At 62.3% G+C, this 11,921-nt stretch carries 12 protein-coding genes and 1 other RNA gene; 11 read left to right on the forward strand and 2 right to left on the reverse strand.

All coding sequences use genetic code 11. The annotated features are described in order from the left end of the window. Nucleotides 1–18 precede the first annotated feature (18 nt). From CD932_RS26815 to CD932_RS29090, 5 genes are all read left to right on the forward strand, one after another. Nucleotides 19–501, forward strand: a complete 483-nt coding sequence (locus CD932_RS26815) for a type IV pilin protein (protein ID WP_094445946.1) — start codon at nucleotides 19–21, stop codon at nucleotides 499–501. Between the two features lie 11 nt (nucleotides 502–512). Further along, nucleotides 513–1,079 (forward strand): GspH/FimT family pseudopilin, encoded by a 567-nt coding sequence (locus CD932_RS26820; protein ID WP_176461152.1) that lies wholly within the window; start codon nucleotides 513–515, stop codon nucleotides 1,077–1,079. 77 nt (nucleotides 1,080–1,156) lie between these two features. Continuing rightward, the gene (gene ribD, locus CD932_RS26825; protein ID WP_094445947.1) at nucleotides 1,157–2,239 is read left to right on the forward strand and encodes a bifunctional diaminohydroxyphosphoribosylaminopyrimidine deaminase/5-amino-6-(5-phosphoribosylamino)uracil reductase RibD; all 1,083 of its coding nucleotides are present in this window, start codon (nucleotides 1,157–1,159) and stop codon (nucleotides 2,237–2,239) included. A gap of 10 nt (nucleotides 2,240–2,249) precedes the next feature. Continuing rightward, nucleotides 2,250–2,897, forward strand: coding sequence for a riboflavin synthase (locus tag CD932_RS26830; RefSeq protein ID WP_094445948.1), 648 nt, complete (start codon nucleotides 2,250–2,252; stop codon nucleotides 2,895–2,897). A 102-nt stretch (nucleotides 2,898–2,999) separates the two neighbouring features. After that, nucleotides 3,000–4,517: a hypothetical protein gene (locus tag CD932_RS29090; RefSeq protein WP_094445949.1), complete on the forward strand. Its 1,518-nt coding sequence runs from the start codon at nucleotides 3,000–3,002 to the stop codon at nucleotides 4,515–4,517. Here the strand turns inward: CD932_RS29090 and CD932_RS26840 are convergent. After that, the gene (locus CD932_RS26840; protein WP_094445950.1) at nucleotides 4,501–4,926 is read right to left on the reverse strand and encodes an OsmC family protein; all 426 of its coding nucleotides are present in this window, start codon (nucleotides 4,924–4,926) and stop codon (nucleotides 4,501–4,503) included. The two genes, CD932_RS29090 and CD932_RS26840, sit on opposite strands and share 17 nt — an antisense overlap. 284 nt (nucleotides 4,927–5,210) lie before the next feature. On the opposite strand from CD932_RS26840, the gene ribBA reads away from it, so the two are divergent. The 3 genes from ribBA to nusB all read left to right on the forward strand — a co-directional run bounded on the left by ribBA (nucleotide 5,211) and on the right by nusB (nucleotide 7,405). Next, nucleotides 5,211–6,332, forward strand: a complete 1,122-nt coding sequence (ribBA, locus tag CD932_RS26845; protein WP_094446140.1) for a bifunctional 3,4-dihydroxy-2-butanone-4-phosphate synthase/GTP cyclohydrolase II — start codon at nucleotides 5,211–5,213, stop codon at nucleotides 6,330–6,332. Nucleotides 6,333–6,363: 31 nt separating this feature from the next. After that, complete coding sequence (gene ribH / locus CD932_RS26850; RefSeq protein ID WP_094445951.1) at nucleotides 6,364–6,846, forward strand: 6,7-dimethyl-8-ribityllumazine synthase; 483 nt, start codon at nucleotides 6,364–6,366, stop codon at nucleotides 6,844–6,846. A gap of 91 nt (nucleotides 6,847–6,937) precedes the next feature. After that, the gene (gene nusB / locus CD932_RS26855) at nucleotides 6,938–7,405 is read left to right on the forward strand and encodes a transcription antitermination factor NusB (protein WP_094445952.1); all 468 of its coding nucleotides are present in this window, start codon (nucleotides 6,938–6,940) and stop codon (nucleotides 7,403–7,405) included. A gap of 101 nt (nucleotides 7,406–7,506) precedes the next feature. Here nusB and CD932_RS26860 read toward each other — a convergent pair whose 3' ends face one another. Further along, nucleotides 7,507–8,331, reverse strand: a complete 825-nt coding sequence (locus tag CD932_RS26860) for a transglycosylase SLT domain-containing protein (protein WP_176461165.1) — start codon at nucleotides 8,329–8,331, stop codon at nucleotides 7,507–7,509. 584 nt (nucleotides 8,332–8,915) lie between these two features. Between CD932_RS26860 and ubiD the strand changes: the two genes are divergently transcribed. The 3 genes from ubiD to dnaX form a co-directional block, all read left to right on the forward strand. Next, a complete protein-coding gene (gene ubiD, locus CD932_RS26865) occupies nucleotides 8,916–10,400 on the forward strand; it encodes a 4-hydroxy-3-polyprenylbenzoate decarboxylase (protein ID WP_094445954.1) in 1,485 nt (494 codons plus the stop codon). Between the two features lie 68 nt (nucleotides 10,401–10,468). Further along, nucleotides 10,469–10,567, forward strand: an RNA gene (gene ffs / locus CD932_RS26870) — signal recognition particle sRNA small type. A gap of 155 nt (nucleotides 10,568–10,722) precedes the next feature. After that, a partial coding sequence (gene dnaX, locus CD932_RS29595) for a DNA polymerase III subunit gamma/tau (RefSeq protein ID WP_254926779.1) occupies nucleotides 10,723–11,921 on the forward strand: 1,199 nt, incomplete at its 3' end.

The raw sequence follows: 11,921 nt of genomic DNA on the forward strand, positions 1-11,921 counted from the left end.
AGGAAGGGCAGGTCATTCATGTCAACGAGCCTATCGATTCGCCGCCGTACCTTCGGCTTCAGCCTGATCGAACTGATGGCCGTGCTGGTGATTATCGCCTTGCTGCTGGCGCTGGCCTTGCCGCTCTACCACGGCCAGGTGGTGCGCGCCAAACGGGTGCAAGGGCAGGCCAGCTTGCTGAAACTGATGCAGCAGCAGGAGCGCTATTACACGCAAAACAACCGCTACCTGGCGTTTTCGGCGGACGCGCAGGATGCGCAAGGCATGCAGTTTCAATGGTGGTCCGGCGACGAGCCGCAAGCAGGCGCGGTGCGCAGCGCCTATGAAATCGACGCCGTGCCTTGTCCCGAATCGACGCTTGCGCAATGCGTGCTGCTGCGCGCCAGGCCGGGCACGGCCAGGGTGGACCAGCGCTTCACGGACGCCGACTGCGGCATCTTGAGCCTGAGCAGCACGGGCGAGCGCGGCAGCAGTGGGCCGGCCGCGCGGTGCTGGCCTTGAAGATGCGCGCCATGGCCGGCCCGCGCCAAAGTGATCAGCATGGCCATACCTTGCTCGAACTGCTGGCGGTGCTGGCGATGACCATCCTGCTGGCGGCCGCCGCCTTGCCCAGTCTGCAAGAGATGCTGGCGCGCCAGCGACTGCGGGCCGCGTCGAACGATTTGTATTCTGCAATCGAACTGACGCGCGCGCTGGCCATGGCGCGCGGCCAACGAGTGCTGCTGATGCCGGCCGGTAGCGGCGGCCTCGACTGGCGCCAGGGCTGGCTGGTCTTTGTCGACCGCAACGCTAATGTGGCTTACGACGCGGGCGACGAACTGCTGTTTCGCCAGGGGCCGCTGGCGGGCGGCATCGACGTGCGTTTTGGTTTTACCTCGGCAACCAAGCCGCTGTATATCGCCTACAATGGCGCGGGACGCAGTTGCAGCGCCACGAATAGCCTGGCGGCGCGCTGGGGCACGATGTCCTTGATTTTGGGAAATCAGGCACGACATATTAAAATCAATATGCTGGGCCGCGTGCGCGTGTGCGATCCGCAACGCGATACGGCCAATTGCGGCGGCGTCGGCGACAGCTGACATTGCCGCACTTGCCATACCCGTCAACCATGATCGAATTGTAGAAGCCTGTGGACATACTCAATGATACGGACGGCATGCGCCTGGCCCTGGAATGGGCACGCAAAGGGCTGTATGCGACCTCGCCCAATCCCCGCATCGGCTGCGTGATCGTCGCCGATGGCAAGGTGATCGGCGCGGGCGTGACCCAGGCGGCCGGCCAGAACCATGCAGAAATCCAGGCGCTGGCCGACGCCGCCGCGCGCGGCAATGATGTGCGCGGCGCCACCGCCTATGTCACGCTGGAGCCGTGCAATCACCACGGCCGCACGCCGCCGTGCTCCGATGCGCTGGTGCGCGCCGGTCTCGGCCGCGTGGTGGCCGCCATGACGGACCCGAACCCGCTGGTGGCGGGGCAGGGCCTGGCCAAGCTGGAGGCGGCCGGCATCGCAGTGTCCGCCGGCGTGCTGGCCGACGAGGCGCGTGAACTCAATATCGGCTTTTTCTCGCGCATGGAGCGCGGCAGGCCGTGGGTGCGCATGAAGTCGGCTGCCAGCCTTGACGGCATGACGGCCTTGCATAACGGCCGCAGCCAGTGGATCACCGGGCAGGCGGCGCGCGACGACGGCCACGCCTGGCGCGCGCGCGCCTGCGCCATCCTGACCGGCATCGGCACGTTGAAGGCAGATGATCCGCAACTGAATGTGCGCGCCGTCGACACGCCGCGCCAGCCGCGCCGCATCGTGGTCGACAGCCGGCTCGACATCAGCCTGGACGCACGCGTCCTTGCCGGCGGCGGCACCTGGATCGTGGCGGCCGTGTCCAACCCTGAAAAGGAAGCACAGCTGCGCGCGGCGGGCGCCGAAGTGATCCTGCTGCCGAACGCGCAAGGCAAGGTCGACCTGCCGGCGCTGATGCTGGAACTGGGCCGGCGCCAGATCAATGAACTGCATGTCGAGGCTGGCTCAAAACTGAATGGCTCGCTGATACGCGAGCTCTGCGTCGACGAATTGCTGCTGTACCTGGCGCCGAGCCTGATCGGCGACGCGCAAGGCATGTTCGGCTTGCCGGCGCTGGCTGACCTTGATCATCAATACCGTTTGCATTTTCATGACATCAAAAAAACCGGCGACGATCTGCGCATCCTCGCCCGTTTCAACACCGTTACTCCTACTCACTGACAGGTCCATCATGTTTACAGGAATTGTTGCCGCCATTGGCAAAATTGACACCGTTCAACCGCTGGCAGGCGGCCTCGACGCAGGCGTGCGCCTGTCCATCAATGCGGGCGGCTTGCCGCTGGCCGACGTGGCGCTGGGCGACTCGATCGCCATCAACGGCGCCTGCATGACGGTGGTGGAAAAGTCCGATACCAGCTTTGTCGTCGACGTCTCGCGCGAAAGCCTCAACTGCACCGTGGGGCTCGACACCACCACCGAAGTGAACCTGGAAAAAGCGCTGACGCTGGCCGAGCGCCTGGGCGGCCATCTGGTGTCCGGCCATGTGGACGGCCTGGGCGTGGTGCGCAAGTTCGAAGCCGTCGGCGAATCGTGGGAGCTGGTGATCGAAGCCGGCCAGGACCTGGCGAAATACCTGGCCTTCAAGGGCTCGGTGGTGGTCAACGGCGTGTCGCTGACGGTCAACCGCGTGGAAGACCTGGGTGCTGGCGCCGTCCATGGCTGCCGTTTCTCGATCAACCTGATCCCGCACACCATTGCCATGACCACATTGAAACACTTGACGGTGGGCGCCAGGGTAAACCTGGAGATCGACCTGATCGCGCGCTATGTCGAGCGCATGTTGTCGCTGGACAAAGCTGTCGCCAAGGTAGCCGCTTAAGCCTGCAGGCCGGAGGGCCGGCAACGCCCCTCAACCGTGTGATCCTTTTTCGCCAGGCGCGCATAATGGGGTTTTGGGCGCTTTGCGCTGTAAAGGAATGCCATGGATCCCGTTTCGACTGCGACGCTGGCCAATGTGGTGCCAGCGTCTGCCCGGGTCGGCAATGCCGCGCCCGTCACGCCTGCGTCTGCCGCCATCCTGGCCAATGCGGCGCTGGCCAATCCCCTTGTCGCGTCGACCCAGGTCGATATTTCACCGCTCGGCCAATACCTGTCGGGCGTGGCGTTATCGCGCCGGCAATTGCTCGCTTTGCAAGGGCTGGACGATGAGGTGGCCACTCCCGCGAACCCGGCGCTGGCGGCCAGCGACGCGCTGGTGGCGCTGGCCCGGCAGCTGAGCGACTCGTTTGCCCAGCTGCGCGCCAGCGGCGTCGATGCGGGCCAGTTGGCCATGACGGACGGCTCGCAGGACGACCTGGCGCAGCGCTTTGCCTTGCTCAGTGGCCAAGTCGCACCAGGCGCGTCCGAGGCGCTGGCGCAAAATACCGATGCCTTGACGCAAGCTGACCTGGCGCGCATCGGCATCGACCTGCAAAACAATCGCCCCGTCGACGTGGCCGCCCTGCAGGCGGCCTTCGAGGCCGACCGCGCGGGCACGCTCAATATATTGCAACAAGGTACGGACGTGCTGGCCGAAGTGGGCGCCGCCCTGACCTTGCGGCAGGGCGCGCCGGCCAATAGCGATACCACCGACTTTGACGCCGCCACTGTCACGCAAGCCGCGCAGCCCGATCAGCCCGCACAAGCGCCAGTCCTGGCCCAACAGCAGGCTTTGACCCAACACCCGGAGCTCGCCCAGCAGCAGGCACTGGCGCAGCGCCAGCTGGAAGTGCAGCAGCAGCTGGAAACGGAAGACCTGACCCAGGGTTTGCAGGAACTGCGCCAGCAACAGCAGTTGCAACAACATTCCACTTTGCAAGCGGCACAGCAGTTACAGCAGAACCAACAAGTTCAGCTCGGCAATCCGCCGGCGCAGGCGCAGCAGCTTGACGGCGAACAGGGCCACCTGCAAACCGGGCGCATCGAGCGCGAAGCGGCGGCAGCGCAGACGGTGGCGCAGGAGCATGCGCAGCAACAGCAGGATGCAGCGCAGGTGGAAGGCGAGCGGGTGGAAGAGGTACGGGCCGGGCAAACGCGTCAGGCGCAGTTGCAGCAACAGGTGCAGGAAGCAAAGGACGAGGCGGCCAGGGCGCAGCTGGCTGCCAGCGAAGCACAGCGGGCGGCCCTGGCGGCCACCGAACGGGCGCAAACCGTGGCGCGCGAGGCGCAGGTGCAGCTTGATGCGGGCTTTGCCACCACCGCCCAGGCACTGCAGGCGCAGCAAAACGCGCAAGCCCAGCAGCAGGCGGCGCTGAACGCCGCCCTGGCCGTGCAGCAGCCGTCCTCGCAAGACCCGGCGGTGGCGGCGGCGATTGCCGCCTATAACATCAACAACAGCGCCTTGAATCCGGGCCTGATGAACCGTCCGCCGCCGGCGAGCGACGCGCAGCGGCCTGCGGTGGCGCCCGTGACCCGGGTGACGGCCGCGACGCCGCTGAAGGAACTCAAGCCAGGAGTGTAGCGTCCAGCGTGATGTCGGCCTTTAACAGTTTCGATACCGGGCAACCGGCCTTGGCCTTGGCTGTCAGTGCCTCGAATGTGGCCTGGTCGGCGCCCGGAATCCTGGCTTTCAGCACCAGGTGCACGGCGGTAATGGCAAAGCCGTCGTCCTGCTTGTCCAGCGTCACTTCGGCGGTGGTGTCCATCTGCTCGGCCGTCAGGCCCGCTTCGCCGAGGATCAGCGACAGCGCCATGGTGAAGCAACCCGCATGGGCGGCGCCGATCAGTTCTTCCGGATTGGTGCCGGGCTTGCCTTCAAAGCGGCTGGCAAAGCCGTAGGGGGAGGCCTGCAATGCGCCGCTCCTGGTGCTGATGGCGCCCTTGCCATCCTTGATGCCGCCAGACCAGGCGGCCGAACCGCTTGTTTTCATGGTAACTCCTGTCAGTGTGCATAGTGGGGGCGCGAGGGCAGTGCCTGCGCGCTCAAGGTACTGCGGCCCTGTCGCTGGCCGCCCCCTGATCTTATGTGATTTGCAATCCCCGTGTCGCCTGCCATGGGGCCAGGTGTTGTGCAGGCGCAGATGGCCGCCGATTGTTCTTATTTCAGGCCTGAAGCACGTAAATCCTTTAAAATAGCAGGTTATAAGAAAATTCCCGGGAATTCGGGCAATGTTCGCGCTCCCTGTATCAGTTTCAGTTTATCAAGAGGATGAAGATGTCTATTTCAAGCACCGAAGAGATCGTCGCCGAACTGCGCGCCGGCCGCATGGTGATACTGGTCGATGAAGAGGACCGGGAAAATGAAGGCGATCTGGTGCTTGCCGCCGATTTCGTCACGCCTGAAGCAATCAATTTCATGATCACCCATGCGCGCGGCCTGGTGTGTCTGACTCTCACCGAAGAGCGTTGCGACGAGCTGAACCTGTCGATGATGACTTCGCGTAACGGCACCGCCTACGGCACCAATTTCACGGTGTCGATCGAAGCGGCCGAAGGCGTGACGACCGGCATTTCCGCCGCCGACCGCGCCAGGACCATCGCGGTGGCCGTGGCCAAGGGCACGCAGCCGACCGACATCGTTCAGCCTGGTCATATCTTCCCGCTGAAGGCGCAAAAGGGCGGCGTGCTGATGCGCGCGGGCCATACGGAAGCCGGTTGCGACCTGACCGCCATGGCCGGCCTCACGCCGGCGTCGGTGATTTGCGAAATCATGAAGGACGACGGCACCATGGCGCGCCTGCCGGACCTGCTGGTGTTTGCGGAACAACATCAGCTGAAGATCGGCACGATTGCCGACCTGATCCATTACCGCAGCCAGACCGAGTCCCTGGTCGAGCGCGTTGCCGAGCGGACCCTGCGCACCGCCCATGGCGAATTTCGCATGATCGCCTTCCGCGACAAGCCCAGCTCCTCGGCCCACCTGGCGCTGGTGCACGGCGAGCTGGACGCCAGTGTGGAAGCCCTGGTGCGCGTGCACCAGCCGGTGTCCCTGCTGGACGTGCTGGAAAGCGAAGCGACCACCCACTCCTGGACCGTGGCCGCGTCGATGGCCGCCATCAAGCAGTCCGAACGCGGCGTGATGGTGTTGCTGAACTGTGGAGAAACGTCCAGTGAACTGTTTGCCCAGTTCGCCGCGCTCGATACGCCGCAAGCCAAACCGAAAGGCCGCGCCGCCAGCATGGACCTGCGCAGTTACGGCATCGGCGCGCAAATCCTGCGCGACCTGGGCGTGAGCAAGATGCAATTGCTGGCCAGCCCGCGCAAGATGCCGTCGATGGTCGGTTTCGACCTGGAAGTAACGGGTTTCCAGTGCCATCCCGGCCAGAGCAATACCTGATTGAACTGATCCAACTGATAAGGGGCACAAGATGACCGTAGGAACCTATGAAACCAATTTTGCCGGCGAAGGTTTGCGCGTCGGTATCGTCCAGGCACGATTCAATGAAATCGTCGGTGGTGGCTTGCTGTCGGCATGCCTGGAAGAGTTGAGCAAGCTGGGCGTGGCCGATGAAGATATCCTGCACGTGACCGTGCCGGGCGCCCTGGAAATCCCGCTGATTCTGCAGAAGATGGCGGAAACCGAGCAATTCGACGCCCTGATCGCACTGGGTGCCGTGATTCGCGGTGAAACCTATCACTTCGAGCTGGTATCGAACGAATCGGGCGCAGGCATTACGCGCATCGGTCTCGATTACGGCATCCCGATCGCCAACGCCGTGTTGACGACCGAAAACGACGAGCAGGCAGAAGTACGCATGCTGGTCAAGGGTGCGGAAGCAGCGCGGGTAGCAGTAGAAATGGCCAATCTGGCGCAAGCGCTGGAAGAGTTGCAAGACACAGACGAGGACTAATATCGTGCTTGCGCCGCGGTTGCGCCAGGATCGGGCACTGCGGTATTCGTCACTATTTGCAGTAAAGTAGTATTTAGAACAGGTAACAATCATGACTGAGAAAAATTTGCTCGCCAATCCCAGCAAAAACCGCACGCCGCGTCACCGCGCGCGCGAGTTTGCCTTGCAGGGACTGTACCAGTGGCTGCTGAACAATGAAGATGCGACCACCGTCGTGAACAATATTCGCGCCGCACACGGCTTCGACAAGGCGGACGGCGATCATTTTACGGTGCTGCTGTACGGCGCCATCAAGGATTCGCAAGCGCTGCGCGACAGCATGGCGCCGCTGATCGACCGCAATATCGCCGAGCTGTCGCCGATCGAACACGGCATCCTGCTGATCGGTGCTTTCGAACTGAAGAACAACATGGAAATTCCTTACCGCGTCGTCATCAACGAAGCGGTGGAATTGGCCAAGTCGTTTGGCGGTATCGACGGCCACAAGTATGTCAATGGCGTGCTGGACAAACTGGCGGCGAAGTTCCGCGAGGACGAAGTGGCCAGCAAGCGCAAGTAATCCATAGTATTACGTTCTGCGGCTTCGGCTGCATTCAATGTAAAAAGGGCAGACTGTAAAGTCTGCCCTTTTTTTGTTTTTGAGTTAATGTTTCGGCGCTACTACAGCCCAGCGATCTCGTTGTGCGGCAATATTTTGATGCTCAGGCTGCCGGTTTCCGCGACAGTCATGGCGGCGGAGGCCTTCGCTGGCGCTGGCGTGTTCGAGGCCATCACCGGCGTATTGGTCGGCACGCGCTGGCCGGCCGACACTTGCTTGAGACGGCGGTATTCGGCCAGCACGCGCGAGCCATAGCCCGAGTCGCTGGCGAAGTTGGCGGCGCCCACATAGGTTTTCAGGCCGGCCTCTACCGAGCCGCCGCGGGTGACGTAGTCTTTCAGGATCAGCGAGCCGACGCGGATATTGGCGACCGGATTCAAGGCAGCTTGCACGCCGCCCATTTCCTGGAAGCGTTCGTGGTGGACTTTCGACATGACCTGCATCAGGCCTTGCGCGCCCACCGGGCTCTCCGCGAACGGGTTCAGGCCCGATTCGATGGCCATCACGGCCAGGATCAGGAGCGGGTCGAGCTTGATTTCGCGCGCCGTCAGGTAAGCCGTCGAGACCAGCATATTGGTCGCATCATTGGCCACGCGGTAGCGCTTGGACAGCCAGTTGGTGACCCATTGCTGCTGCTTTTGCGTGCCAAGCAAGGCTTTTTCTTCCTTGGTCAGTGGCGCGGCGCCGGCGGCTGCGGTCTGCACGGAAGCGGGCGCTTCCATCAAGGCCGACAGGGCTGGCGCTTCGACTGCTTGCGCTTGCGTCATTTGCAGCGGGAACAGGCTGTGCGTCAGTTGCTTGCCCAGGTCAGGGCGGAACATCAGCAAGGCGATCAGTGCCAGTGCGGAAATGCCGAACACGGTCAGCGTGTGCTGGGCGGTGGTCAGCACGCCACGTGCCGAGATTGCCGATGCGCGCGCGCGCAAACGCGCCAACGCTGGCTGGCTGGCCACGGTTGAAACAGGCAATGCTGCTTCAGTGCTACGATGAGTCATAGAGTTTCCCCGAAATGTCGCGTCAACAGACAGCCCCTCCGCGAACTCGCGGTCATGGGTGCTGCCAATGCCGTGCATCAGAAATATCATCGTCTGTCGCCGCGTATGGATGCGCGCGAGAGACGCCGTCATTGCTTGCTTGAGCTGACCGGTCCCTGTGGTATTGGATCAGTTGCAATACAACTTCTACCGGGGGTAAGGCAGACGCCTTTTGAAAACACTCCTTAAAATGTCATGTGGAGCCCCGACTCCGTGAATGAATGAGAAACGCTAAAATCAAGCGCTGGGCCGTCGTTCTCGTTCAAGTTGGGCGAATTGTAAGAGCCGTTTTATATCAAGTCAATACTAACGAATTCATTCTTTATTACTTTTATGTCTTACATTTAGTCTTGCATTGTGCCAAAAGCCAATAAAATCAATTACTTGGCATGGTTCCTTCAGCAACGGCGTCCGACGTCAAAAAAATTTAAAAACACATGAAATATTCAGATTTAAGAGATTTTATTTCTCAACTGCAACAAATGGGCGAACTTAAGACTATTTCGACCCCTGTTTCCCCTTATTTGGAGATGACGGAGGTGTGCGACCGCACCTTGCGCGCGGGCGGACCGGCCTTGCTGTTCAAGCATCCGACCAACCATGACATGCCGGTGCTGGCCAATCTGTTCGGTACTCCCCGCCGGGTGGCGTTGGGCATGGGCGCCGAGGATGTCAGCGAACTGCGCAAGATCGGCCACGTGCTGGCGCGCCTGAAGGAGCCGGAGCCGCCGAAGGATTTCAAGGATCTGCTCGGTCTGGGTTCTCTGGTGAAATCCGTATGGGACATGTCGCCGAAAGAGCTGCGCGGCGCCAAGTGCCAGGAAATCGTCTGGGAAGGCAATGATGTCGACCTGGCGCGGCTGCCGATTCAGCACTGCTGGCCCGGCGATATCGCTCCCCTGATTACCTGGGGCCTGGTGATTACCAAGGGGCCCAACAAAAAACGCCAGAACCTGGGCATTTACCGCCAGCAGGTGCTGGGCCGTAACAAGGTCATCATGCGCTGGCTGGCGCACCGGGGCGGCGCGCTCGACTTCCGCGAGCACGCGCTGCAGACCAAAGGCAAGCCGTATCCGATCGCCGTCGCGCTCGGCGCCGATCCCGCTACCATATTAGGTGCCGTCACGCCGGTGCCCGACAGCCTGTCCGAATACCAGTTCGCGGGCCTCTTGCGCGGCAGCCGCACGGAACTGGTGAAAGCGATTGGCAGCGAGCTGCGCGTGCCGGCTTCGGCCGAAATCGTGCTCGAAGGCCATATCTATCCTGACGAAAACCATCCGAGTGGCTACGAGCATGCGCTCGAAGGGCCGTATGGCGACCATACCGGCTACTATAATGAGCAGGACAGTTTTCCGGTATTTACCATCGACCGCATCACCATGCGGCGCGATCCGATCTATCACTCCACGTATACCGGCAAGCCGCCCGACGAGCCTGCCGTGCTGGGTCTGGCACTCAATGAAGTGTTCGTGCCGCTGCTGCAAAAGCAGTTCAGCGAAATCACCGATTTCTATCTGCCGCCCGAGGGCTGCAGCTACCGCATGGCCGTGGTGCAGATCAAGAAACAGTACGCGGGCCACGCCAAGCGCGTGATGTTCGGCGTGTGGAGCTTCCTGCGCCAGTTTATGTATACCAAGTTCATCGTGGTGGTCGATGAAGACGTCAATATCCGCGACTGGAAAGAAGTCATCTGGGCCATCACCACCCGCGTCGACCCGATCCGCGATACGACCCTGGTCGACAACACGCCGATCGATTACCTCGATTTCGCGTCGCCAATCAGCGGCCTGGGCAGCAAGATGGGCATCGACGCCACCAATAAGTGGCCGGGCGAAACAACGCGCGAGTGGGGCACGACGATTGCCATGACGCCCGAGGTCAAGGCCAGGGTCGATAGTATCTGGCAGGAACTGGGCCTGTAGAGGGGCATGGGGAGGGCGCTTGCACGGCTACTTCCCCAATCTGGCGCAGACCGGTTATAATTGTCCCCGGCGGGCCCCTGCGCATCGTGGCATGGCTAACCTGGTCAGGTCGGGAACGAAGCAGCCACGGCTATTAACCATGAGTGCCGCAGATCAGGCTCGCCTCCTTCGGGAAATACATCGCAAAGCTGCCCCAGGGCGGCTTTTTCGTTTTGGCGATGGATTCCTGTCATGCGATACAATTGCCGCCTTGGCTGGCCCGGCCATGAGGCTTGCGCCCGCCGCGCAGGATCACCGCAACATCGCATGGTAAAATCTCAGCATGTCCTATCAAGTCCTCGCCCGTAAATACCGCCCCAAGAATTTCGAGACGCTCGTCGGCCAGGAGCACGTCGTGCGCGCGCTCACGCATGCGCTGCACAGTGGCCGCTTGCATCACGCCTATCTGTTTACGGGCACGCGCGGGGTCGGCAAGACCACCTTGTCGCGCATCCTGGCCAAGTCGCTCAATTGCATCGGCCCCGATGGCACCGGCGGCATCACGGCCCAGCCTTGCGGCCAGTGCGAAGCGTGCACGGCGATCGATGCGGGGCGCTTCGTTGACTATATAGAGATGGATGCGGCGTCGAACCGCGGCGTCGATGAAATGGCGCAGCTGCTGGAGCAAGCGGTGTATGCGCCCAGCAATGCGCGCTTCAAGGTCTATATGATCGATGAGGTGCACATGCTGACCAATCACGCCTTCAATTCCATGCTGAAAACCCTGGAAGAGCCGCCTGAACACGTGAAGTTCATCCTGGCCACCACGGACCCGCAAAAGATCCCCGTCACGGTGCTGTCGCGCTGCCTGCAATTCAACCTCAAGCAGATGCCGCCCGGCCATATCATCAGCCACCTGGACAATATCCTGGGGCAGGAGGGCATTGCCTTCGAGCAACCGGCCTTGCGCCTGCTGGCCCAGGGCGCCCACGGCTCCATGCGCGATGCGCTGTCGCTGACCGACCAGGCGATTGCCTATGCGGCCGGTGAAGTCACGCTCGACGCCGTGCAGGGCATGCTGGGCGCGCTCGACCAGTCTTACCTGGTGCGTCTGCTCGATGCGCTGGCGCGGCAGGATGGCGCCGACTTGCTGGCCGTGGCCGACGAAATGGCTTCGCGCAGCCTGTCGTACAACAATGCGCTGCAAGACCTGGGTACCTTGCTGCACCGGATCGCGCTGGCGCAAAGCGTGCCGGCCGCCGTGCCGCACGATTTGCCGGAATACGCCGACATCAATCGCCTGGCGGCCGCCTTTGACGCCCAGGAAGTGCAATTGTTCTACCAGATCGCCGTGCATGGCCGCAATGAACTGGGCCTGGCACCCGACGAATACGCAGGCTTTTCCATGACCTTGCTGCGCATGCTGGCGTTTCGGCCCGGCATGGGCGGCGCCGAAGGCGTGCCTGCCGCCGCGCCTGCGGCCGCCCCGGTGAGTCGTCCGGCCTTTGTTGCCGCCGCGCGTGCCGCCGCCCAGCCGGCGCC

The sequence above is a fragment of the Janthinobacterium sp. PC23-8 genome (genome assembly GCF_002250505.1).
Taxonomy (GTDB): Bacteria; Pseudomonadota; Gammaproteobacteria; order Burkholderiales; family Burkholderiaceae_D; genus Janthinobacterium.

Coding starts and splice junctions, on each gene's coding strand:
- ribD (WP_094445947.1), top strand. CDS start 1,157: ATGCGCCTGGCCCTGGAATGGGCACGCAAAGGGCTGTATGCGACCTCG.
- CD932_RS26820 (WP_176461152.1), top strand. CDS start 513: ATGGCCGGCCCGCGCCAAAGTGATCAGCATGGCCATACCTTGCTCGAA.
- CD932_RS26815 (WP_094445946.1), top strand. CDS start 19: ATGTCAACGAGCCTATCGATTCGCCGCCGTACCTTCGGCTTCAGCCTG.
- CD932_RS29090 (WP_094445949.1), top strand. CDS start 3,000: ATGGATCCCGTTTCGACTGCGACGCTGGCCAATGTGGTGCCAGCGTCT.
- ubiD (WP_094445954.1), top strand. CDS start 8,916: ATGAAATATTCAGATTTAAGAGATTTTATTTCTCAACTGCAACAAATG.
- ribBA (WP_094446140.1), top strand. CDS start 5,211: ATGTCTATTTCAAGCACCGAAGAGATCGTCGCCGAACTGCGCGCCGGC.
- CD932_RS26830 (WP_094445948.1), top strand. CDS start 2,250: ATGTTTACAGGAATTGTTGCCGCCATTGGCAAAATTGACACCGTTCAA.
- ribH (WP_094445951.1), top strand. CDS start 6,364: ATGACCGTAGGAACCTATGAAACCAATTTTGCCGGCGAAGGTTTGCGC.
- nusB (WP_094445952.1), top strand. CDS start 6,938: ATGACTGAGAAAAATTTGCTCGCCAATCCCAGCAAAAACCGCACGCCG.
- CD932_RS26840 (WP_094445950.1), bottom strand. CDS start 4,926: ATGAAAACAAGCGGTTCGGCCGCCTGGTCTGGCGGCATCAAGGATGGC.